The organism is Tatumella ptyseos, assembly GCF_030552895.1.
Taxonomy (GTDB): Bacteria; Pseudomonadota; Gammaproteobacteria; order Enterobacterales; family Enterobacteriaceae; genus Rosenbergiella; species Rosenbergiella ptyseos_A.
The window spans coordinates 1,183,361-1,207,122 of sequence record NZ_CP130649.1; the positions used below are offsets into that span (position 1 = coordinate 1,183,361).

A 23,762-nucleotide genomic window follows, 5' to 3' on the forward strand; every position below is an offset into this window, starting at 1 on the left:
GATAAGTCGTTTTTCAAGTCAGTAAACTTGGCAAACAAAGCCTTTTAAATATAACCCTTCAGGGTAAGCACTGCTGACCGGATGATCGGCTGCTTGACGGAAGTGTTCAATGAATTGTGCTGTTTTCCCGGCATCGACGGCTGCATCAGCCACAATTTTTTGGAAGAGTTCAGTTGTCATGAGTCCGGAGCATGAGAAGGTTAATAAGAATCCGCCGGGGCGTAAAAGTTGCATCGCGAGCATATTAATATCTTTATATCCTCGACAAGCTCCCATTAATTGATTTTTATTTTCTACAAACTTCGGTGGGTCCATCACGATGACATCGAAGCATTGGCCTTCATCGCGATAACGGCGTAGTAATTTAAACACATCATCACGCAGGAACTCAGCCTTCGATAAATCGAGTTGATTCAGCTCAATATTCTGGCGGGCAATGTCGAGGGCTTCTTGTGAGGTATCTACGCTGGTCACTTTTTTACAACCACCGATTAAGGCGGAAACAGCGAATCCTCCAGTATAGGAGAAGCAATTTAATACTTCGGCATCCTTGGCATAACGGCGTAATCCAAATCGACTGTCACGTTGGTCGAGGTAATAACCGGTTTTATGACCATGTTGAATATCCACTAATAATTTCATGCCATGTTCAGTGATAGGTAAGAGCGCAGGGGGAGTGTCCCCTGAAATCACACCTTGCTCCTGTTCAAGACCTTCTTTTTTTCTCACGGCAACGTCGGAGCGTTCGTACAAATGGCAATCTGGGAAAAGTTGCTGTAAAGCTGTTGTTAGGGCGGGGCGTTGATATTCTGCGCCTGCAGACAGCAGTTGTAGAACTAAAAATTTACCGAATTTATCGATGGTAATGCCTGGCAAGCCGTCAGACTCTCCAGCGATCAACCGATAGCTGTCCAGGTCATCTTTTGCCGCGAGCCAGGTCCGTAATTTCAGCGCTTGTTCAAGTTTACGCGAAAAAAAATCGATATCGATAGATTCGTTAGGGTCAAAACTCCACACCCGCGCACGAATCTGTGAGGAAGGTGAGAACGCGGCTTTCGCTAACCAACGACCATGAGCATCACAGACATCGACGGTTTCGCCTGATGTTGCTTTGCCTTCCATCTTATTAATTGCCCCAGAGAAGATCCAAGGGTGCTTACGAAGCAGTGATTTTTCGCGTCCTTTTGCAAGGATAATTCGTGCAGTCATAGTAGTCTTAACGTTAAGGGTAATAGATTAGGTGTGCGTACGATAAGCACGTTTAGCGGTCATGCTTGAAATAGTTTCTCACAAACACTTAGCAGGCTTCGGGAGCCCTGCGATTTTTGTTGCTTGCTTAGCGGGGCCGTCCGGGAAAAGTCGGAACAGATAGCGGCTATTCCCTTTTTCTTCACCAAATTTTTTTGCCATCGCTTTTACTAGCATCCGAATTGCGGGTGAGGTATTGAACTCGGTGTAGAAATCTCTAACGAACAGAATAACTTGCCAATGTTCTGGCGTAAGGTCGATCTGTTCTTGCAGGGCAATCGCTTCGGCTAAGGCTTCATTCCAATCACTGCTGTTTTTTAAGTAACCTTCGTTATCTGTCTCTATCGTTCTATTATCGATAATCATCATTCATATCTCATGAAACCATTAGCAGAATGGTATCAAGAATTTTACCAAAAAAAATAGCCTTTATTTCTAAAGGCTACATGCTTATCTTCGACCCTAACGCTAGTCGTTACGAGAAGCAAACCCTAATAAGCTGAGTAGGCTTAAAAAGATATTATAAATCGAGACATATAAGCTAACTGTCGCACGAATATAATTTGTCTCTCCCCCCTGTATGATATTGCTGGTTTCCCACAAAATCGCGGCGGAAGAAAATAGAATAAACAGTACACTAATGGTCATTTGTAATGCTGGAAGTTGTAAAAATAGATTGGCGATGACCGCGACAAGTAATACTACGAAGCCTGTTATCAACACTCCATTTAAAAAAGACATGTCGCGTCGAGTCGTCAATACATAGGCTGAACAGCAGAAAAAGACAAGCGCAGTACCGGCCAAAGCGAAGGCTATGGTCTCGCCCATACCCGTGCTTAAATAACGGCTAAGAATAGGTCCTAAGCAGTACCCCAAAAACCCCGTAAACGCGAACGCTGCCAATATACCGATTGGCCGATCGGCTAAGCGATGGGTTAAGAACATCAACCCATAAAAGCCGACTAAGGTTAAAATAAAACCAGGTGCTGGGAGATTAAACATCACACTAGCGGTCGCCGTCATTGCTGAGAAAGCGAGAGTTAACCCTAATAGGAAGTATGTATTACGTAGCACGTGCGGTGTCACTGAGGTATGGCTGGTGCTGTGTGAAGTGATAATTTTTTCCATGATGAATCCTTTTATTATTTTTTACTTGTACAAAGTAATCCTTACTCATCGAGGATTGAAGGGGGTTTACCCATCTTTACCTCGCAGGGGAGTGTTTAGTTAGGTTTTTTTGTCTGTTTAATCATCATAAAACCGCTTTTTGCTTCTTTTTCAAGCGAACAGACCATTTCGCTATTTACAACGAATGGGGGAGTGTTTATAGTGCGCCTCATTGCGGAGGGGTGGCCGAGCGGCTGAAGGCAGCGGTCTTGAAAACCGCCGATGGGCAACCATCCGAGAGTTCGAATCTCTCCTCCTCCGCCACTTACTTAGGTAAGGGCATAATAGTATTGTGTCGTAGTAAAAAAATTGCGGAGGGGTGGCCGAGCGGCTGAAGGCAGCGGTCTTGAAAACCGCCGATGGGCAACCATCCGAGAGTTCGAATCTCTCCTCCTCCGCCACTATTTAAGAAACCAGCCTAAGGCTGGTTTTTTGCATTTCTGCAGCCATCAATGTTCTTCTCTATCTCGCCATACTCGTTAATGACCAATAGGAATATTGGCCAAGTCATTTAAGTGCTTAGCAAACGAGTAATCTACATAAATTTTAACGTTAGTTTTTTTATCAACTGAAAGGAGACTCTGTGAAATCGCCTGTTGCGTTGAAGGTATCCCGCCAAGAAGTTACGTTGATCCTTATCACGATGTTATGGGGAGCGACATTTCTTATTGTTCATCATGCGATGCAAACCGCCAGCCCCTTCTTCTTCGTCGGAGTCCGTTTTGCCGTCGCGGCCTTACTTTTAGCCGCAGTATTCTGGCGAAGCTTGGCGGGGATAACGGTGAAGGATATACAAGCCGGAACATTAATCGGCTTTTGTATTGCTATAGGATATAGCTTTCAAACGTGGGGAATGCAGACTATCTCCAGTAGTCAATCGGCTTTTATGACGGCGATGTACGTTCCATTGGTGCCATTGCTGCAATGGATTTTTCTTAAACGTCCACCGCGGCTCATGTCTTGGTGTGGCATTATTCTCGCTTTCGTTGGACTCTTGCTGTTATCGGGCAATGCAGGGGAAACGGCTCAGGGGTTGGGAATCGGTGAATATGTCACATTACTTAGCACGTTAGCGATCGCTGGAGAAATTATTCTGATCAGTGGCTTTGCTGGGCAGGTCGATACTAAGCGTGTCACCATTATTCAACTGGCTGCAGCTTCACTGTTTTCGTTTCTATTCATGGTACCAGCCGGAGAGACAGTGGCTCACTTTTCGCCGACCGTCATTATTAGCGCAGCAGGACTAGGATTAATGAGCGCTATTATTCAATTGACTATGAATTGGGCACAACAGAGTATCTCACCGACACGTGCGACAGTTATTTATGCTGGTGAACCGGTTTGGGCCGGCATTGTGGGACGCATTGCTGGGGAAGTCTTACCAAGCCTTGCATTACTCGGCGGAGTACTTATTGTGGCTGGTGTCTTGGTCAGTGAATTGAAAATTAAACGGCGAGTTAAACAAGCCTAATAAAACCAGATGGGCGGTGTCGCCCATCTCGCTGTTAACTATGACTGAATCGATTTACGCTTGAAAAACCAGCCGATGGCCAAAAGGATAAACCACAATGGCGTAACGGTTAGTGCTTGACGAGTATCCGGCTGTAGGGTTAACAATACGATGATAAAGGCAAAGAAGGCCAACACCACCCAGCACATCACAACGCCGCCCGGCATTTTGAACACAGAACGTTGATGCTTTTCTGGAAACTTTTTACGATAAACCAGATAAGAGCAGAGAATAATTGACCACACGAACATAAATAAAATTGCGGAAACGGTCGTGACTAAGGTGAAAACGGTCATGACATTCGGAATTAAATAGATCAACGCGACGCCCAAGAACAGACAAAGGCACGAAAACAGTAATCCATTGACCGGAACGGAACGCTTAGATAATTTCCCGAACATCTTGGATGCCACGCCCTGCTCAGATAAGCCAAAGAGCATACGACTCGTAGAGAATATCCCGCTGTTAGCCGACGAAGCTGCTGAGGTGAGTACCACAAAGTTAACAATCCCTGCGGCAGCAGGCAGACCAATTAACACAAACATGGCGACAAAAGGACTGCGAGCAGGATCAATCTCATTCCAAGGCGTTACAGCCATGATCACACAGAGCGCTAACACATAGAACATAATGATGCGTAATGGGATAGAGTTAATCGCTTTAGGCAGTACTTTTGCAGGATTATGGGTTTCTGCTGCAGCTGTACCCACCAACTCGATGCCGACGAAGGCAAATACCGCAATTTGGAATCCGGCAAAAAAGCCAGATAGTCCCTTAGGAAACATGCCGCCATGAGACCAGATATTATTAAGCGAAGCATAAGTACCATTGGGTAGGGCGTAATGCGACGCGACAAGGACAATCCCCACGACGATTAAACTAATGATGGCAATAATTTTAATGATGGCGAACCAGAATTCCATTTCACCGAATAATTTTACGGTAGCAATGTTAAGTATTAGGAAAGTTGCGACACAGAGAATTGCACTTAACCATACCGAGAAGTCGGGAAACCAGAATTGGAAATAAGCGCTGATCGCCACGATATCTGCTACACCGGTGACTACCCAACAGAACCAGTAGGTCCATCCGGTAAAGTAGCCAGCCCAAGGGCCTAGTAGGTCAGCGGCGAAATCACTAAAGGACTTATACTCCAAGTTAGCCAGCAATAATTCTCCCATTGCCCGCATCACAAAAAAGAGCATAAAGCCGATTAGCATGTAGACAAATATAATGGAAGGGCCGGCAAGGCTAATGGTTTTACCTGAGCCCATAAACAATCCGGTACCAATAGCTCCACCAATAGCGATTAATTGTATATGTCTATTATGCAAACTGCGTTTAAGTGAACCCTCACCCTTATCTGGGTGTTGGGGATCGGTGAGATTCGTCATGAAAAATTTCCTGTGATGATGATCAATCGTTGTTGTTATTTTTAGAACGTCCTAAGGGTTTGTAACATAATCTACTTCGTTTTGAGAATAGGGGGGAGGTGATTCGAGGTCATATCAGGCTAAATAACTGAGCATAGGTGAAAATACCTCCTGAAACAGGAGGTCATTATAAGTTAGGCAAGATAAGCGGCTTTAATTTGTTGCAACAACGCGGTGAATTGCGTCTTATCCTCTCCTTCTTCTAACGAAGACAGTTGGCGCTCCATTCGCAGGATTGCCTTACCGGCATCCACTTGTCCCATGGACTTGAGCATGCAAGCTAATAACATCTTCATACAGGTAACTTCTTTAGACAAACTTTCAACATCTTGAGCAGTAGTTATTGCTGAGCTCATTATGTTTTCTCCAATAGGTAAATAAACTGGGGAGAGTGTAGCACAATAACGTTATTTCTAGATAGCAGCATGCCTAGCTGAGAATGGTTATCTGAGCCATACTGAGTAAGAGTGAGACAAGCTTGAGCCATTATAGATAATAAGTAGACTTAGGACGGCAGTGTGACTGAACGATTTGATGCAAAAGAATTTTTAAAACATGTAACGCACCAACCTGGCGTGTATCGTATGTACGATAACAAACAGCAGGTGATTTACGTGGGGAAAGCGAAAGACCTCAGGAAACGGCTGAGCAGCTACTTTCGCCAAAATGTGGGTAGCCGTAAAACAGAAGCCCTGGTAGCGAATATTTCACATATAGATGTCACCGTTACTCATACTGAAACCGAAGCCTTATTGCTTGAGCACAACTATATCAAGCTCTATCAACCTCGTTACAATGTTTTATTAAGAGATGATAAATCCTATCCTTTTATCTTTCTAAGTGGCGATAAACATCCACGTTTGGCGATGCATCGCGGTGCTAAGCAAGCGAAAGGGGATTATTATGGTCCATTTCCCAACGGGTATGCAGTTAAAGAGACCTTAATTCTTTTGCAGAAAATTTTCCCTATACGGCAATGTGAAAACAGCGTGTATCGAAATCGAACTCGTCCCTGCCTCCAATATCAGATCGGACGTTGTTTAGGGCCTTGTGTTGAAGGTTTGGTGAGTGAAGAAGAGTATAAACTCCAGACGGATTATGTGCGGTTGTTCCTTTCTGGCAAAGATGACCAAGTCCTACGACAGTTGGTAACGAGAATGGAGCAGGCGAGCCAAGCGCTTAAGTTTGAAGAAGCGGGGAGATTGCGGGATCAAATTCAAGCGGTCCGCCGTGTGACGGAGAAACAGTTTGTCTCTAATCAAGGCGATGACCTTGATGCAATCAGTGTTGCCTACGATGCCGGACTTGCCTGTGTCCATGTACTCTTTATCCGTCAGGGTAAAGTATTGGGCAGTCGCAGCTACTTCCCTAAAGTCCCGGCTGGCACGGAATTAACCGAAGTGGTGCAAACTTTTGTGGGGCAATTCTATTTACAGGGAAGTGAGTCCCGTTCGCTGCCAACGCAAATTTTAGTCGATTTTCCATTACCAGAAAAAGAGGTGCTTAGTGAGTCGTTATCAGAATTAGCGGGCAGGAAAATTCAGTTACAGACCCAGCCTCGAGGTGATAGGGCGCGTTATCTAAAACTTGCTCGGACTAATGCGACCTCCGCATTGGTGGCAAAACGCTCGCAATACTCAACACTTTCTCAACGCTTTAAGGCATTGATGGAATACCTGCAGTTACCGACACTGCAACGTATGGAGTGTTTCGATATCAGCCACACGATGGGCGAGCAAACTATCGCTTCCTGCGTCGTCTTTGATCCGCAAGGACCCGTTCGTGCCGAATATAGACGATTTAATATTGAAGGAATAACGCCGGGCGATGACTACGCCGCAATGCGTCAAGTACTACGACGCCGTTACGGTAAACCTTTGGAACCGGAAAAGATCCCCGACCTCATTATTATTGACGGCGGAAAAGGGCAGTTGGCGCAGGCAATCGAGGTCTTTGCAGAACTAGACGTGCCTTGGGATAAAACCAAACCCTTATTACTTGGTGTAGCGAAAGGCAGTGACCGTAAAGCGGGCCTTGAAACGCTGTTCAAATTGCCTGTCGGAGAGGGAATGTCACTCCCAGCTGATGATCCGGCTCTACATCTTATCCAGCATATTCGTGATGAGTCCCATAATCATGCTATAGCGGGTCACAGAAAAAAACGGGCCAAAGTAAAATCGACGAGCTCACTCGAGGAAATAGAAGGTATTGGACCCAAACGTCGCCAGCAACTGTTGAAATATATGGGCGGATTGCAGCCGCTTAAAAATGCTTCTATTGATGAAATAGCCAGTGTGCCGGGTATTTCTCAAAGTTTGGCAGAAAAAATATTCTATTCACTCAAACACTAGCATTGAAACGGTGTGCACAATGTAGGAACATAAGGCTTCGCTCTCACTGCTAGGCCTTTGTTGCATATGCAATTTACAATACCGACGTATCTTACGTTCTTTCGCGTGATCTTGATCCCGTTCTTCGTCCTCGCTTTTTATTTGCCTTTCAGTTGGGGGCCTACGGCTACAGCGCTTCTTTTTGTCATTGCCGCTGTGACAGATTGGTTCGATGGCTTTCTCGCACGTCGCTTAAAACAAACAACCGCCTTTGGCGCTTTTCTCGATCCGGTTGCGGATAAAGTGTTGGTCGCCATAGCGCTCGTTCTGGTAACTGAACACTTTCATAGCTGGTGGATTACGCTACCCGCAGCGACCATGATTGCCCGTGAAATTATCATTTCAGCGTTACGTGAATGGATGGCTGAAATTGGCAAACGTAGCAGCGTAGCCGTATCGTGGATAGGGAAATTCAAAACTAGCGCCCAAATGTTTGCGTTATTAGCATTGCTCTGGCGTCCAAGCGAAGCGTTTACGGTAGTGGGAATTATCGCGTTGTATGTAGCGGCTATCCTAACCTTTTGGTCAATGTTCCAGTATCTCAAAGCATCAAGTAACGATTTAATGAATTCTTAAGCGTTTTTTGTTTATCAATCCGGCATTATGATGTTTTTTCAGTCGGTCGTGAATGAATTACTAAAAAAAGTGTCTGTGGCTATTGCCAACCCTAAGAAGACAGTCCATAATAGCCACCATTCCGAACAGGGATATGAATTAACACTTTGAAAAACAAGAAGTTAGTTCGACTTAATGTAGTAAGCTTGCTTGAGCAAGTGTAAGAATTATGGCGCGTTGGCAGAGTGGCTATGCAGCGGATTGCAAATCCGTGTACCTCGGTTCGACTCCGGGACGCGCCTCCAAATTCTGCCCAGGTGGTGAAATCGGTAGACACAAGGGATTTAAAATCCCTCGGCTGTAAGGCTGTGCGGGTTCAAGTCCCGCCCTGGGCACCAAAAATAGTAATTATAAGCACTTTGTGCAATGTCGAATAACCGCTTAAGCGGCTGTCAGTTTCAAGGTTAACCCTGCTTGGGTAACTGAGTAGTAAGATCACCGTAACAGTTATGTTGGTGATAAATAGAATTTGCCCAGGTGGTGAAATCGGTAGACACAAGGGATTTAAAATCCCTCGGCTGTAAGGCTGTGCGGGTTCAAGTCCCGCCCTGGGCACCACCGGTTCTAATGTATAAAAATGAGCACTCTGTGCAAATTTGCTTAACCGCCGAAAGGCGGTTTTTCTTTTTCTAAGAAAAATATTTCCGATTACCTCTCATTCTCCTCGTAAATAAAGTCTCTGCTGGGCTGGATATAACCCAGTCAGTGTTCGGTCATCAGCATCAAATAACCACTAACTTTCTCAATACCCCCCAGGTCTACTCGTATCACAAAAAAAGGCCAACACACTTTAGTCAGCCGTGTTGACCTTGATAAGTCACCTTATTGATAAGCAGCCTGCTATTCCTTTAATTTTTTCCGAACTTCTTTCACTTGGTTGGCAGTGACAGCAGGCGCGGCATTATTCCAACTGTTACGTACAAAGGTTAAAACATCCGCTACATTTTGGTCAGTAAGATTCCAACCTAATGCAGGCATTGCTGGCCTAGTGGGGGCTGCGGTGGTTCCGCCTGCACGGCTTCCGGCAACAACAACATGAATTAACGAAGTGGGATCACCATTCACCAGTGGTGTATCCGCGAGTTGAGGAAAGAGATGTGCAACGCCTTCTCCTTGCGAAACGTGGCAGCCACTGCAGCGATCAGCATAGATGGCCTTACCATTTATCATTTGTCGATCATCAGCTGGAAGAGGGGTTGGCTTTTCTGTTTTACTGCTCTCTGTTAACGATTTTAAATAAAGAGCCGCGGCATTCAGATCGGCATCTTTCCAATACTGGGTCGAGTTTTCGACGGCTTCAGCCATGGGACCGCTAGCAATATCGTAGCGATTGGCGCCCGTCTTCAAATAGTCCACTAAATCTTGCTGCGACCATTTTCCAACACCTGTATGGGCATTATTAGTGATATCTGGCGCATACCAACTTCCTAGTAAATTCCCTGATAAGGCGTAATTGGCTTTGTCACCCCCTAAAATATTTTTAGGGGTATGACAGGTCCCACAGTGGCCAAGCCCTTGTACTAAGTAGGCTCCTCGGTTCCACTCTGCTGACTGTTTGGGATCGGGCTTATATACTCCTTCATTGAAATTAATACTGTTCCACAGGTGTAAACTTGTTCTCAGATTAAAAGGAAAAGGTAGCTGATTAGTCTCTACCACTCGATTGATAGGTTGAACGGATTGTAAGTATGCCCACAAGGCCCGGTTATCCTCGGAAGTCACTTTGGTATAAGCGGTGAAGGGCATTGCACCATAGAGGAGATTTCCTTCGCGATCGTGGCCTTTATGCATGGCATTTTCAAAATCAGCAAAAGTCCATTTACCTATTCCTGTTTCGGGGTCTGGGGTAATATTGGCGCCGACCAACCTACCAAAAGGAGTGTCTATCGTCACGCCACCGGAAAAAAGCGGCTTGCCGGGTTGAGTATGGCAAGCCGTGCAATCACCCAGTTGTGCGATATAACGTCCCTTACTCACTAAATCCCAAGAATCTCCACCACTTTCAGCTTGTACGCCGGCGGCGACCAGAAACAATAGGGTGGATGCTGACAATAATAATTTTTTCATGACATCATCTCCCCAGGCTGTTTAAGGTATTGGGTGCGAATATAATGTGCCGTACGAAAGGCGAGTGCACCGACAGTTCCGGTAGGGTTATAACCTGGGTTATTCGGTACTGCAGAGGCGCCGACGACGAATAAATTTGGGATCCCCCATACCTGACAAAATTTATTTACTGAACTTGTAGAAGGGTCACTTCCCATGACGAAGCCACCGACGACGTGAGACGATTGATAATCACCGTTTGCCCAAGGACCTTTTCGGGGTTGTTTCTGAATTTGCTGGGGATTCATCACTTTTGCAATCTCAGCGACTTTATCCGTCACGTACTGCGCCATCCGCTGGTCGTTTTCTGGGAAATCAAAGGTGATACGCAATAAGGGGCGACCGTGGGGATCGTTATAGTTGGGATCAAGAGAGAGATAATTCGTTTTCTGTGGATAGCTACTTGCTTCACAGCCAATACTCATCGTCGTGAGATAATGCTCAACGGTCGCTTTCTTCCAAGCCGATCCCCAACGCGGTGTGCCGGGAGGAACTGGGCGAGAAGCGATGGGCGCTGAACCGATTGGAGTGACGCGTGTTGATCCCCCTCCAACGAAGCCAAGTCCTGAATGGTCGAAATTATCATTGTTGAATTCATCGATTCCCATACCAATCGCACCCGCACCAATGAACGGATTCAATATTTGATCTGTAAAGAATAAGCGAACATTGTTTGCCGTTTGGTAGCAATAATTACGGCCAGTGGTGCCTTTTCCTGTCATGGGGTCATAAGGAATACCGACGTTGGATAATAACATCAAGCGAACATTTTCGAAGGTAAACGCCGCGACAATCACAATGTTAGCGGGCTGTTCATAACGGTCGCCATTACTATCAATATAGACGACGCCGGTCGCTTTTTTACCTGTACTATCTTTCAAGACCTCTAATACTTCGCTATTAGTGCGGGCTTCAAAATTTGGCATATCAACCACTGCAGGAAGCACGTTAACAATCGCACTGGCTTTTGAGTAGTTGGCACAGCCATAGTTTGTACAGAAGCCACAATAGGTACAGGGACCCATAGTGACACCATACTGATTGGTATAATGTTGAGAAGCTAGAGCGGAAGGAACATTAAAAGGTTTATACCCCATTTCGGTGGCAGCTTTGGCGAATAAGGTCGGCGCAATGGTCTGCGTATTCGGTGGGTTAGGATAGTCACGATGACGGGGGCCTTCAAACGGATTACCGCCCTCAATAATTTGTCCGTTAATGTTCCCAGCTTTCCCAGAAACCCCTGCAACGCGCTCGAAGGCATCGTAGAAGGGTTCGATTTCCTCCCACTCCATTCCCCAATCTTGGAGCGTTAATCCTGGGTCGACTTCTTTACCATATCGCTCACGCAGATGACTGGCCAACCGGAAGTCTGCAGGTTGATAACGAAACGTTAATCCAGCCCAGTGATTACCCGCCCCCCCGGTTCCATTTCCTGGGTGAAAAGAACCCCAAAAGCGCATAGGTAAGGCTGTCTCCAGTGGCGAGTTTCTCATCGTACAAGTATTTTGCGCGGGCCTAAGCATTAGCTCTTCACGTGCGTTGTAGCGTAATTCATCTGCTGCCGTAGCAATGTTAAAATCTTTCGCGGTATCTCGCCAAGGCCCACGTTCTAGGCCAACGACGTTAAGCCCTTGATCGCATAACTCTTTGGCTAAGATGGAGCCAGCCCAGCCCAAACCGACGATGACAACATCAGTAGAAGGTAATTTTTTTATCATCTTTTTAACCCTTTGCTGTCCAGGCTTCACTGCCCCTAATTGAGATAGGAACGAGATCCAATTTTTGGTCAGTTTTTGTTAGAAAATCGCGATAATCGTATCGTGCCCCTGGAAAGCCAATCATTTTCCAGCTCACCATATCTTTATTTCCACCATAAATAGGATCGGCAAAAAAACCTTCCATGGTATTTGTTAGCACTTGGTCAAAGAACATTTTGCTATCAATATTGGCTAACTGGATGGCATTGTTCTCCAATGCTGTCAGTACTTCATTGCGTATTTCGTTGTTCAGGCCGCTGAACTTTTTTTGGTATTTAGCCAAGCAATATTGATTTAGGGAGGCAATGCCTAAGCGATAGCGTTCACGTGGGACGAGGGGAGACTGGTCGCCTTGCGCGGCGGTACCTGCCTGAAAAGGTGCTTGCCGATAATTACGGCTGGCATCGCCATAAGATCCTGCGAGTTGACGATCAATAAATATCGTACAGCCAGCTTCTTTACCATTGCAGGAATATTCATCAGAGGGGATTAATTGGCTGACAATCGCATCAATTTCAACGGCTTCATCAGGGGTGAAAAATTGCAGGCCAGGCGTTTCGTCAATAATGGGATTATTATGGTCGAAGAGCATCCAGCGCGGGATGCCGGTAATGGTAGTACTCTGCGCAGGAGATACCGCAGCAAGAGTTAGGCCAGCAGCAGAGCCTGAGATTAGCCGTCTACGACTAATCCCTTTGGTTGAAGGATCAGACATTTATGTCTCCTTATCGACATTACTTAAGCAGATAACTTACCGATATAGTTCGCGGGGTCTGTAAAACCCTCTAAGAATTGATGTTAATTTAAAGTTAACACTTTGTGTACTTTATTTTAGTGTTAATTTGGTTAGATGTTAGTTGAAGCAAATAGGACTAAAAGAGGAGTGATGTAAAAATCATTGCATTTATAGCGTTAAACGTGAAGTTGATAAAATGAAGTCACTATTAATTCCTACTAACCCAACTTGGATAGGGTTAGATGCGTAACGATAAGAGAATAATAAATGATAGCAGTGTGCAAATTGCACCATCGAACGCGCTTCAACTCCTGACGTAAGATTGGTAGCAGGAAGATAAAAATAGGCTGATGGGAAAGTAGTGTAATAAATTTTTAACCAATTGATGGACAATCACAGGAATAAATTTGATTAAAATCAGAGGTATTAAGATTTATATCGTTTTAAACAATATAAATACTGTAATGGTATTTAACGCTATGGAATGCGAATTGCAATTTTCAAAGACAATTTTTTATTGAAAAGGGCAAGAGAAATGTTCTATTCGCCAGAAGTATTGATTGATGACCACTCTGTAGAAACTTTTCAAAAGGATGGTGTAGTCCTATTCAAAGGGCTTTTCAAGGGGTGGATTAATCCGCTTTCCGAAGGAATTGATGAGCTTATGGCTAATCCTAGCGAATACGGTATTGCCAGAACAGTTATCCCGACAGACGGCTCGGCTCCTTTTTTTCAAGATTATTGTAATTGGTCGCGGATAAGATCCTTCAAAGATTTTGTCTATAACTCACCAGCAGCCGAAATTGCAGCTAAATTGATGAGACCGAGAACGGCTAAATTTTTCCACGAACATACTCTTGTGAAACAACCCGGAGGAACTACGATTACCCCATGGCATCATGACCAACCTTATTACTGTGTTAACGGAAAACAAAATGTCAGTTTCTGGATCCCCCTTGATCCGGTTGAACAATCAATCTCCCTGCGCTGTATTCGTGGTTCCCATTTATGGTCAGATGAGTTTAGCCCTATCCGTTTTAATGGTACTAAACTTTATGACCATGAAAATTTTAAAGAAATACCTGATATCGATGCGCATCCAGAAGACTACGATATCGTGAGTTGGGCATTAGAACCTGGCGATGCAGTGGCCTTCCATTACCGCACCGTACATGGTGCATCCGGGAATCATTCTCCGCGAGCTCGTCGAGTATTTTCCGCCCGTTGGGTCGGTGATGATGCGACATTTGTAGAGCGAGGAGGAATAACTTCACCTCCTTTTCCTGAGTTAACCCTTAAACATGGACAGCCGCTTATATCGCCATTATTTCCACAAATCTGGCCTTTATAATTGAGTATACGAGTACGGGTATTCCACAAAGTCCAGTGAAAATGCTGTGCACCTCAAAAGTATTAAGTCTGAATATTCGCTCGATCAAACGATTTATCTGCTTTTAAGGAAAACTTTATGCACAGTACCGATGTCGATATTTTTCATAATTCACTATTAAGTGCTATGGGGGGAAGTTAATTCTCCTTCAAAGCAACGTTAAAACGAATTTATTAAGGCAGTAGTGATCACTGTGGGATTAAACATGGCCTTTTCACCCGTTGAGTATATGGCCAACGGAAAAAAAGCTGGTTTTTATGTTGAAATACTCGAAGTCATTGTCAAAGCTGTCAATATGGAAGCCCTTAATATTGACCCTTTTCCTAATTTGATTTTCAGGATTACAAGGCAAATATTTTGGTATTATCAATATCCTGTTGGTTGATCACATTAGATAGATTGGTAGTGATCGACATGGTCTTTGATCTCAAAAGGATGAGAAATTCGAGTTTGAGCCGATAGTCTATCTGTTTTTATTCCCTACGCCTTACCTGCAGGTTTTCACACTCAATTTTTAAAGAATTGAGTAGCAACGTCATCTCCTACAATTTTTGACAGATCATTATTGAGCATCAATTTAGTGCAGTGCTCCTTAATTTTGCATTATTTTTTTGTGCACCTTAACCCCTTTTTCCTCTTCGTCTTGACTTGAGTTTTTTAGCATTTTGGAAAAGTTTTTTTAACCGCACAAAATTTTTTTTAACGTCACTAAATCGCATAAAATTTTTTCCACCGATATTGGCATACATCATGCTAGATGACTCTAAAGAAAGCATTTTTTTCTGAAAAGTTCTCTTACACCCGCCAATAAGGTGAACGTATGCTAAGTTTTGATCCGGATAATCTTTCGTTTTGTACTGGGAACTATATTGATGGTCAGCATATCCCATCAAACAATGATCAGATTCAAGTCCATCGCCCCTCAGATGGTAAACCCTATGCGCTAATCCCTGAAAGCGGTATTGAGGGGGTTACCCAGGCGGTAGAGATTGCTGAAGAGAAACGAATGAGTAGTGGCTGGTCAAGCAGTTCACCCCGGCAGCGTGGAGCCATTTTGCGTCGATGGGCAGAGTTAATTGAAGAGGATGCCACTTATCTTGGACAACTCGAAGCTTTAGGGTCTACACGTCCCATTACTGATGTCATCAACCACGAGATTCCGTTTACTGCAGAGGCAATCCGTTTTTACGCGGAATGTGCTGATAAGTATAGCGGTGATTTATTACCGACCCGAAAAGAGAGTCTAGGGATGTTGATCCCAGAGCCTTATGGTGTCGTCGGAGCAATTACCCCCTGGAACTTTCCTCTATCAATGGCTTCATGGAAGTGTGGTCCAGCCTTGGCAGCGGGTAATGCGGTAGTGTTAAAACCTTCGGAACTCACTCCATTTTCGACACTTCGTTTAGCGGAATTGGCGGTTAAAGCGGGCTTACCTGCGGGCGTACTCAACATCGTTCAGGGTAGTGGTCTTCACACTGGAAGCGAGTTAGTTAAACATCCGCTTATTCGTAAAGTTTCATTCACTGGATCGACGGTGACAGGGGCGCAAATTATGAGTGATGCGGGGTTCAATGGTATGAAACCCGTCACTCTCGAGCTTGGTGGTAAAAGTCCGCAATTAGTTTTTAACGATGCCGGTAATCCCGTTGATATAGCACAACGTATTGCTCGCGGTTTCACCGCTAATGGCGGCCAAGCCTGTGTGGCAGGTACGCGGCTTATTGTTCAGCGCGCTATTGCCCCAGCGTTACTTGAGCAACTTATCCTTTTATGTCAGCAGTACCGACCAGGTTATACCTGGTTAGAAAATTCTCGTTATTCTCCCCTCATTGATAGTCGTCAGGGTAATAAGGTGCAACGCCTTATCCAGCAGTCATGCATTGAAGGTGGTGAAGTATTGGTAGGGGGTAAGCGATTCGAGCACACCGAAGGGGGCTGGTTTTGGCAGCCGACACTGCTTATCAATGTTGCAGAAGATAATTGTGCCGTACAGGAAGAAATTTTTGGCCCAGTACTCACTGTACAGTATTTCGATGACGAAGAAGAGGGGATTGCTCTCGCGCAACACGATATCTATGGCTTATGTGCTGGTGTTCATACGCAAAATTTAACGACCGCAATGCGCTCAATTCAATCTTTGAATACTGGAACAGTTTGGGTCAATCGCTATGGACGAAGCGGTGATTTCATTATTCCAACAGGTGGTTTCATGGGTTCTGGGATTGGTAAAGATCTGGGACGTCAGGCTTTCCAGGCCTGCCAGCGTCAGAAAAGTGTACTCATCGATTTTTAATTCCTTTCTTCTAAATGGAGACAACGCTATGGCTGTGTTTACCCCCAAATTTATTACTTTTGACTGTTATGGGACGTTAATTAACTTTGATATGGCAGGCGCGGCACGCCGCTGTTATGCCGACCGTGTGGGTGCCGAGATAATGCCATTATTTATAACTGACTTTGCACGCTACCGACTCGATGAAGTTCTAGGACCTTGGAAGCCCTACTACAACATTGTCGATGGAGCACTTCAACGAACCTGTCGTAAGTGGAAAGTTGAGTGGCAACCAGAGGACAGTGACTTTATTTACGAGGATTGTAAAACGTGGACGGCACATCCAGATGTTCCTTCTGGTTTGAGCAGAATTGCGCCACATATTCCGTTGGTCCTACTTACCAATTCAATGGATGACTTAATTACCCATCATGTACCCCGTTTAGGAGCGCCGATTCATATGACGATTACGGCAGAGGAAACTGGGGCGTACAAACCCGCGATGCGTGGTTTTGAAGTGATGCTTAATAAATTGGGTTGTGGCCCAGAAGATATTCTTCATGTTTCTTCAAGCTTACGATATGACTTGATGACAGCGCATGACCTCGGTATCACTCACAAGGTATTTGTTAATCGGGGGCATGAACCAGGGTGTCCTGAATATGGTTACACTGAAATCCATGATATCAGTGAGCTACCAAGTGTCGTGGGACTCTGAGGGGGAAGACGGCATGAAAATGGAATCCTTTTGGCAGAGTACGGCTCCCATTTTTACCGGAGAGTGCCAACAGCCGCTTCCAGCTACGGCTGACGTCGTGATTATAGGTGGAGGCTTTAGTGGGATTTCGGCCGCTAGAAACTTAGCACGGCAAGGGCTGCAGGTTGTTGTGCTTGAAAGTGAAAAGATCATGAGCCAAGCCTCTGCACGTAATGGTGGGCATTGTAATACCGGTGTTGCACAAAACTTTGCCAGCCTTGTTGCGAGCAAAGGACTTGAGAAGGCAACGGAATTTTACCGCGCTTATGACGATGCGGTCAGCTATGTTGCTTCAGTGATCGATGAGGAGAGAATCGATTGCGATTTTCGCTTATGTGGCAAGCTAAAACTAGCCAGTAAACCTGCACACCTCGCATCATTGCAAACTGCAGCGAAGCTAATGAGTGAAACCGTCGACCCAGAAGTGATGTTACTTTCTGCCACTGAGACACGAGATGAGGTCAGTAGCGATGCCTTTTACGGGGGGCTATTGCAAAAGCGTGGTGGCCAAATGCATATGGGAAAATTCGGTATCGGGTTGGCCCAATCAGCCGTCCGCGCCGGTGCAAAAATTTATCAACATCATGCTGTCACCGCGTTAACGCGATTATCTGGTTATCAGCATCGCATTGAGACAGCAAAAGGTTCCATCGTTGCTGAAAAAGTCTTATTAGCGACGGGCTGTTCGGATAAAGGGCCATTTCCTTGGTTTCAGCGTCGGATTGTGCCCGTTGGAAGTTTCATCATCACTACCGTGCCGTTACCTGCAACGCAACTAGCACAGCTCCTACCTCATGATCGAACCTATGTTACTTCAATGAATATAGGCAATTATTTCCGCACAACAGCAGATAACCGCTTAGTGTTCGGTGGCAGAGCACGTTTTTCAATGAGTAATCCGACACAAGATGCTCGAAGTGGCGAGGTGTTACGCGCCTCGTTGAAAACTCTCTTTCCACAACTGGCTTCAATACCCATCGATTATTGCTGGGGAGGGTTAGTGGATATGAGCGCGGATCGATTACCGCATGCTGGCGAACAAAATGGCGTGTTCTTTACGATGGGGTATAGCGGCCATGGTACTCAAATGTCGGTGTGGATGGGAAAAGTCATGGCAGACCTCATTGGGGAAAAGAAAGACAGTAATCCATGGGGAACGGAAAGCTGGCCAGCAGTACCCGGGTATTTTGGTAAGCCTTGGTTCTTACCTCTTACAGGGCTCTATTACAAAACCAAAGATCGTCTGTTCTGATTAACAAATCTATTTGGAGAGAATTGGATGAAAAACGATGATGCGAAAAATCTTCCTAATGGTCAGCTAAGTACGTTATTGAAAAATGGAACTTTAACACGCCGCGATATGTTGAAAATTTTATCGGCAGGTGCCGTAATGTCTTCGGGAATATTGAGCTTCCCTGATTTAGCAATAGCGGAAGGCGCTCCGGTAAAAGGAGGAAAGTTGAGGGCGGCGATGTCCAATTCCTCCGCAACGGATACACTCGATCCAGCTAAAGCGAATAACAGTGCAGATTATGCTCGTCAGTTTATGTTTTATAACGCACTGGTAGAAATCAATGATTCGTTAGAACCTACACCTGCTCTTGCTTCGTCTATTCACTCCGACGATGGTATTACTTGGCAGATAAAATTACGCCCTAATGTCACTTTTCATAATGGTAAGAGCTTAACGGCGGAGGATGTCGTGTGGTCTCTTATGCGTCACAAAGATCCTAGTGTAGCCTCTAACGTATTCTCACTCGCCCAGCAGTTTTCAACCATGAAGGTGACAACGCCTCAGGAGCTATCTATCGTATTGACGGGGGCAAATTTCGACTTACCCCTCATGCTGGCGCTTCCCTCATTCCTCATTGTCCCGGCTAAAACTACCGATTTTAATAAAGGTATTGGTACTGGGCCATTCAGTTGCCAAACTTTTGTACCAAGTATGCACACGGTTGGCGTACGTAATTCGAATTATTGGAAACCAGGATTACCGCATTTGGATGAAATTGAATTATTAGGGGTAACCGACCAAGCCGCTAGAGTAAATGGGTTGATGTCAGGTGATTTACATATCTGTTCTGCAATCAGTCCCGGCTATGCCAAACAGATCACAAGTTCCGGCGGACAATTTAAGATCTTAGAAAGTAAGTCAGGAATGTATACCAATTTAATTATACGTACAGACATCACGCCGGGTAAAAATCCTGATTTTGTTATGGCAATGAAATATTTACAGCCTCGTGAAATGATGGTGAAAACGGCTCTTCAAGGTTATGGAACGGTGGCTAATGACACCCCGGTTCCTCCATGGCATCCGTTATACAATGCAGACTTAAAACCTCGTCCCGTAGATATAGATAAAGCCCGTTTTCATTTGAAAAAGGCTGGCATGGCTGGGGCAAAAGTTGAAGTCATTACAACTACGACTATCGATGCGGCTATTGAAGGTGGACTCATGATGCAAGGTCTCGCTCAGCAGGCTGGTCTGAACCTCAATATCCGGCGTGTCCCTTATGAAGGATATTGGTCGGCACACTGGATGAAAGATCCGATAGGGTATGGATCGATTAACCCCCGCCCAACTATCGATTTAACATTCTCACAATTTTATCTTTCGAGTTCTGCAAATAACGAATCAAAGTGGCACAACCCACAATTCGACCAATTAGTTGTGGCTGCACGTGGAGAACAAGATTCTGCTAAGCGTAAACAGATGTATGGCGATATGCAAAAAATGATCTACGACGATTGTGGCACGCTCATTCCAATGTTTGTCAGTTCTTTGGACGGTTACAGTAATAAAGTAAAAGGACTCAAATCGTGGCCAGCGGGCATGATGATGGGCTATCGCTTCAGTGAGAATATTTGGTTATCCGCTTAATTTAACAGTGAGGAGTGCGCGATGAATCACTTTATGTTGTTGCTGATTGTCCGACGTATCGGGGCGGGAATATTGACACTGGTTATTGTTTCAATGGTGGTGTTTTTTATCACGAGTTTACTACCTGGCGATGCCGCTCAGATGATCCTCGGGCAGAACGCTACAGCGGAAACGGTTAATGCATTGCGCCACGAATTGGGCCTGGACCAACCGCTGCTGGTCCGGTACTACCATTGGTTTATTAACCTCATTACCGGTCATTTTGGTACCTCTTTCACGAGCCACATTCCCGTTGCTCAGTTAATCGCCTCACGCATTCCTGCAACCTTCGAATTAGCAGGTGTTACCACATTAGTTTCGGTCCCGCTTGCTTTATTTATTGGCATTACGGCGGCAATGAAACGAGATACATGGTTAGATAAACTGTTGGTAACTTGCACCATGGCAACCGTTGCAGTACCAGAGTTTCTCATTGCAACGGTAGCGGTAGTGATTTTTGCTGTGCGTTTACACTGGGCTTCTGCGATGTTTTTCGGAAGTCCAAGTACCGATATTCTCAGTTTCATCAAGGCTTATTCTCTACCGGTGCTAACGCTATGTTGCGTGCTAACGGCGCAGATGGCTCGAATGACACGCTCTGCCATTATTAGCCAACTCGATAGCGCATACGTGGAAATGGCTATTTTAAAAGGTGTGTCACCAGTTCGAATCGTGGTGCGGCATGTATTACCCAATGCTGCGGGTGCAATCGCTAATGCCATTTCGCTAAGTCTATCCTACCTATTCGGTGGGGTTATTATCATCGAAACTATCTTCAACTACCCAGGTCTTGCTAGTCAGCTGGTCGACGCAGTCAGCAATCGCGATCTTCCCGTTGTACAGCTTTGCGTAATGCTCTTCGCTGGATGCTATCTACTGCTCTTATTGTTGGCAGATATTATAACTATTGCGTTTAACCCGAAATGGAGAGGCTAATGAACTATTTACGTACTCCTTTGTGGTTCTTTTTTGCATTAACACCAGCTGGGCGGTTGGGGCTGGTTCTGACCTTATTTTGGATTTTTATCGCGCTTTTCGGTCAGTATCTCGCGCCTTATTCGATTAATGACATTGGTGGGGGGCCGCTATTTGGCGGGTTTTCTAAAGATTTTTGGTTAGGAACGGATTATCTGGGCAGAGATATGCTCACGCGTATTATGGCGGGTAGTCGCTATTCAATTGGCTTAGCGTTTACTGCAGCGATACTTGCCAGTGTTGTTGGAACCTTACTGGCGTTACTCGCGGCAGTGGCTGGACGTTGGATCGAAGAAGGTCTTGGCCGTCTCAACGATGCACTACTGGTACTACCAGGTAAAGTATTATCGCTAATGATTGTTGCAGTATTTGGTTCTTCGCTCACCATGTTAGTTATCACGGCGGTATTCACCTACTGGCCAGGGGCATATCGTATCGCGTTCGCTTTGGCAAGCCAGTTGCGTAACCAGGATTATATCAGGGCAGCCAAATTACGAGGTGAAAATCGCTTTTACCTCGCTATTCGAGAAATTTTACCGAACATGATTCATCCGATGTTAACTGATTTTGGTTTGCGATTTGTTTATATCGTTCTGCTACTCAGTGGCCTAAGTTTTCTGGGGTTGGGTGTACAACCACCTCAAGCGGATTGGGGAAGTTTAGTTCGTGAGAATTTACAGGGCTTATTTGATGGATCACCCGCTATTTTGATGCCAGCCATCGCTATTGCAAGCCTAACCATCGGGGTCAATTTGTTCATTGATAGTCTCCAAAATATGAGCCCAGTCTCATTAATCCGGAGGGAAGCATGAGTACTCATTTCTCGGTAAAGCCATTAGTCGTGGTCGATAACCTGCAGGTTAAAGCTATCAACAGAGGTGTTGAAACTGTTTTAGTTAGTGATATCAGCTTTTCGGTTAAGAAAGGAGAAGTTCTTGCTCTGATTGGTGAATCTGGCTCAGGAAAAACAACGATAGCGATGGCATTAATGGGTTATGCACGCCATGGCTGCCATATCACAAAGGGAAATATTTCTGTCTCCGAACAGTCTGTACGAGAGATGACGCCAGCACAGTTACGCCAGTATCGAGGTAACGATATTGCCTATATTGCACAGAGTGCGGCCTCATCCTTCAATCCGGGTATGAGAATCATGGATCAAGTCATAGAACCGGTAGTGATCCATAATGTACTGTCGCGGTCTGCAGCCCGAGAGAAAGCGATAACCTTATTTCGAGAGTTAGCATTACCTTCCCCCGAAACGATTGGGGAGCGCTACCCGCATCAAGTTTCTGGTGGTCAATTGCAACGACTGATGACCGCAATGGCACTCATGGGCGACCCACAAGTGATCATTCTTGACGAACCGACTACAGCTTTAGATGTAACAACCCAAGTTGAAGTATTGAAAGCATTCCGTCGTGTAATCTTCCAGCGTGGCATGACAGCTATTTATGTGAGTCATGACCTCGCGGTGGTTGCGCAAGTATCTGACCACATCATGGTTTTGCAGCAGGGGAAAGTCGTCGAGTACGGACAAACCTCTAAGCTTTTAACCAATGCCCAAGAGACGTATACCCACCAATTAATGAATGCAGCGCAGCATAAACCGCGTATGACTAGCTGGATACGAAATAACGACGATAGACAACCTTTACTAGAGATTCGTGATTTAGCTGTTGGTTATGGTATACGCGACCGTAACCGGGTACCCAAAATCCGTGTTCTCGAGGAGATTCATCTACAGTTATGGCGTGGGCAGGCGATAGGGATTATAGGAGAGTCAGGATCAGGTAAGACGACACTTGCCCATGCGATTGCTGGCTTGAACCCAGCCTGGGCAGGGCATATTCTTTTTAATCATCATTATATTTCCAGCCATCTCAATGAACGTCTTCCGGAAGAACTTCAACAGATCCAGTATGTTTTCCAAATGGCTGATACCGCACTGAATCCTGCTCATACGGTGGGCGATATACTCAGTCGTCCTTTAAAACGTTTTCGCCAGTTAAAGGGCAAGGCGCTATCAAAAGAAATCGATGAATTATTAGCGCTCGTTAAGTTACCCCCTTCGCTGCAATACCGTAAGCCAGCCTCTTTATCCGGTGGGCAAAAACAAAGAGTTAACTTAGCGCGAGCTCTCGCCGCTCGTCCGGAAATCATCATCTGCGATGAAGTCACCTCTGCACTAGATAGTGTTGTCGCGGCAGCTATCCTCGATTTAGTTTCAGAGCTACGCCGTAAATTGAATTTATCGGTCCTTTTTATAAGCCATGATATGCAAGCTATTCGTGCGGTCTGTGACGATATCGTAGTGATGAAGCAAGGGCGCATTATCACTCAGCTTGCCTGTGAAGATTACGACAAGCCCTCCAGTAACCTTTACTTTGAACGCCTGAAGCGAGCTGTACCAGAATTACGTCTGGGCTGGCTTGATGAGCAACAGGAATTGTGTAAAGCAGAATCATATTATTAACAGAGGA

The 23,762-nt window shown here is 45.3% G+C and carries 20 protein-coding genes and 5 tRNA genes; 17 read left to right on the forward strand and 8 right to left on the reverse strand.

Annotation, left to right across the window (positions count from 1 at the left end):
* Positions 1-18: 18 nt before the first annotated feature.
* The 3 genes from rlmI to yccA form a co-directional block, all read right to left on the reverse strand.
* The gene (rlmI, locus tag QJR74_RS05695; RefSeq protein ID WP_304373592.1) at positions 19-1,209 is read right to left on the reverse strand and encodes a 23S rRNA (cytosine(1962)-C(5))-methyltransferase RlmI; all 1,191 of its coding nucleotides are present in this window, start codon (positions 1,207-1,209) and stop codon (positions 19-21) included.
* 78 nt (positions 1,210-1,287) lie between these two features.
* Positions 1,288-1,617: a sulfurtransferase TusE gene (gene tusE, locus QJR74_RS05700; protein WP_304373593.1), complete on the reverse strand. Its 330-nt coding sequence runs from the start codon at positions 1,615-1,617 to the stop codon at positions 1,288-1,290.
* Positions 1,618-1,716: 99 nt separating this feature from the next.
* A complete protein-coding gene (gene yccA / locus QJR74_RS05705) occupies positions 1,717-2,376 on the reverse strand; it encodes an FtsH protease modulator YccA (RefSeq protein WP_304373594.1) in 660 nt (219 codons plus the stop codon).
* A 215-nt stretch (positions 2,377-2,591) separates the two neighbouring features.
* On the opposite strand from yccA, the gene QJR74_RS05710 reads away from it, so the two are divergent.
* From QJR74_RS05710 to QJR74_RS05720, 3 genes are all read left to right on the forward strand, one after another.
* Positions 2,592-2,679: transfer RNA gene (locus tag QJR74_RS05710), tRNA-Ser, on the forward strand.
* 49 nt (positions 2,680-2,728) lie between these two features.
* Positions 2,729-2,816 (forward strand) — tRNA-Ser (locus tag QJR74_RS05715).
* 242 nt (positions 2,817-3,058) lie between these two features.
* Positions 3,059-3,886 carry a DMT family transporter gene (locus QJR74_RS05720; RefSeq protein ID WP_304373974.1) on the forward strand — a complete coding sequence of 276 codons (828 nt, stop codon included), beginning with the start codon at positions 3,059-3,061 and terminating at the stop codon, positions 3,884-3,886.
* A 38-nt stretch (positions 3,887-3,924) separates the two neighbouring features.
* Here QJR74_RS05720 and cycA read toward each other — a convergent pair whose 3' ends face one another.
* Positions 3,925-5,319 (reverse strand): D-serine/D-alanine/glycine transporter, encoded by a 1,395-nt coding sequence (gene cycA, locus QJR74_RS05725; RefSeq protein WP_304373595.1) that lies wholly within the window; start codon positions 5,317-5,319, stop codon positions 3,925-3,927.
* 173 nt (positions 5,320-5,492) lie between these two features.
* The gene (locus QJR74_RS05730; protein ID WP_304373596.1) at positions 5,493-5,714 is read right to left on the reverse strand and encodes a DUF2594 family protein; all 222 of its coding nucleotides are present in this window, start codon (positions 5,712-5,714) and stop codon (positions 5,493-5,495) included.
* Between the two features lie 162 nt (positions 5,715-5,876).
* On the opposite strand from QJR74_RS05730, the gene uvrC reads away from it, so the two are divergent.
* The 5 genes from uvrC (at position 5,877) to QJR74_RS05755 (ending at position 8,921) form a co-directional block, all read left to right on the forward strand.
* Positions 5,877-7,709, forward strand: a complete 1,833-nt coding sequence (gene uvrC / locus QJR74_RS05735) for an excinuclease ABC subunit UvrC (RefSeq protein ID WP_304373597.1) — start codon at positions 5,877-5,879, stop codon at positions 7,707-7,709.
* A gap of 66 nt (positions 7,710-7,775) precedes the next feature.
* A complete protein-coding gene (gene pgsA / locus QJR74_RS05740; protein ID WP_304373598.1) occupies positions 7,776-8,324 on the forward strand; it encodes a CDP-diacylglycerol--glycerol-3-phosphate 3-phosphatidyltransferase in 549 nt (182 codons plus the stop codon).
* Positions 8,325-8,534: 210 nt separating this feature from the next.
* Positions 8,535-8,608: transfer RNA gene (locus QJR74_RS05745), tRNA-Cys, on the forward strand.
* 6 nt (positions 8,609-8,614) lie between these two features.
* Positions 8,615-8,701 (forward strand) — tRNA-Leu (locus tag QJR74_RS05750).
* Between the two features lie 133 nt (positions 8,702-8,834).
* Positions 8,835-8,921 (forward strand) — tRNA-Leu (locus tag QJR74_RS05755).
* A 282-nt stretch (positions 8,922-9,203) separates the two neighbouring features.
* Here QJR74_RS05755 and QJR74_RS05760 read toward each other — a convergent pair.
* From QJR74_RS05760 to QJR74_RS05770, 3 genes are read right to left on the reverse strand one after another with little or no spacing between them, the layout of a single operon-like run.
* Complete coding sequence (locus tag QJR74_RS05760; protein ID WP_304373599.1) at positions 9,204-10,430, reverse strand: c-type cytochrome; 1,227 nt, start codon at positions 10,428-10,430, stop codon at positions 9,204-9,206.
* Positions 10,427-12,187: a GMC family oxidoreductase gene (locus tag QJR74_RS05765; protein WP_304373600.1), complete on the reverse strand. Its 1,761-nt coding sequence runs from the start codon at positions 12,185-12,187 to the stop codon at positions 10,427-10,429. Before QJR74_RS05765 ends, QJR74_RS05760 begins: the two co-directional genes overlap by 4 nt.
* A gap of 4 nt (positions 12,188-12,191) precedes the next feature.
* Complete coding sequence (locus QJR74_RS05770; RefSeq protein ID WP_304373601.1) at positions 12,192-12,941, reverse strand: gluconate 2-dehydrogenase subunit 3 family protein; 750 nt, start codon at positions 12,939-12,941, stop codon at positions 12,192-12,194.
* A 556-nt stretch (positions 12,942-13,497) separates the two neighbouring features.
* Here QJR74_RS05770 and QJR74_RS05775 point away from each other — a divergent pair.
* From QJR74_RS05775 to QJR74_RS05815, 9 genes are all read left to right on the forward strand, one after another.
* Positions 13,498-14,313, forward strand: coding sequence for a phytanoyl-CoA dioxygenase family protein (locus QJR74_RS05775; protein ID WP_304373602.1), 816 nt, complete (start codon positions 13,498-13,500; stop codon positions 14,311-14,313).
* Positions 14,314-14,557: 244 nt separating this feature from the next.
* Positions 14,558-14,737: a hypothetical protein gene (locus QJR74_RS05780; RefSeq protein WP_304373603.1), complete on the forward strand. Its 180-nt coding sequence runs from the start codon at positions 14,558-14,560 to the stop codon at positions 14,735-14,737.
* Between the two features lie 435 nt (positions 14,738-15,172).
* Positions 15,173-16,645 (forward strand): aldehyde dehydrogenase family protein, encoded by a 1,473-nt coding sequence (locus QJR74_RS05785; protein ID WP_304373604.1) that lies wholly within the window; start codon positions 15,173-15,175, stop codon positions 16,643-16,645.
* A gap of 28 nt (positions 16,646-16,673) precedes the next feature.
* Complete coding sequence (locus tag QJR74_RS05790) at positions 16,674-17,342, forward strand: haloacid dehalogenase type II (protein WP_304373605.1); 669 nt, start codon at positions 16,674-16,676, stop codon at positions 17,340-17,342.
* Positions 17,343-17,355: 13 nt separating this feature from the next.
* On the forward strand, positions 17,356-18,633 hold the full coding sequence (locus QJR74_RS05795) for an NAD(P)/FAD-dependent oxidoreductase (protein WP_304373606.1): 1,278 nt from the start codon (positions 17,356-17,358) through the stop codon (positions 18,631-18,633).
* Positions 18,634-18,660: 27 nt separating this feature from the next.
* The gene (locus QJR74_RS05800) at positions 18,661-20,265 is read left to right on the forward strand and encodes an ABC transporter substrate-binding protein (protein WP_304373607.1); all 1,605 of its coding nucleotides are present in this window, start codon (positions 18,661-18,663) and stop codon (positions 20,263-20,265) included.
* Positions 20,266-20,286: 21 nt separating this feature from the next.
* Entirely contained in the window at positions 20,287-21,240 is a 954-nt protein-coding gene (locus tag QJR74_RS05805; protein ID WP_304373608.1) for an ABC transporter permease, read from the forward strand.
* The gene (locus QJR74_RS05810) at positions 21,240-22,091 is read left to right on the forward strand and encodes an ABC transporter permease (protein WP_304373609.1); all 852 of its coding nucleotides are present in this window, start codon (positions 21,240-21,242) and stop codon (positions 22,089-22,091) included. The genes QJR74_RS05805 and QJR74_RS05810 overlap by 1 nt, the downstream gene beginning before the upstream one ends.
* Complete coding sequence (locus tag QJR74_RS05815) at positions 22,088-23,755, forward strand: ABC transporter ATP-binding protein (RefSeq protein ID WP_304373610.1); 1,668 nt, start codon at positions 22,088-22,090, stop codon at positions 23,753-23,755. The genes QJR74_RS05810 and QJR74_RS05815 overlap by 4 nt, the downstream gene beginning before the upstream one ends.
* Positions 23,756-23,762 lie beyond the last annotated feature (7 nt).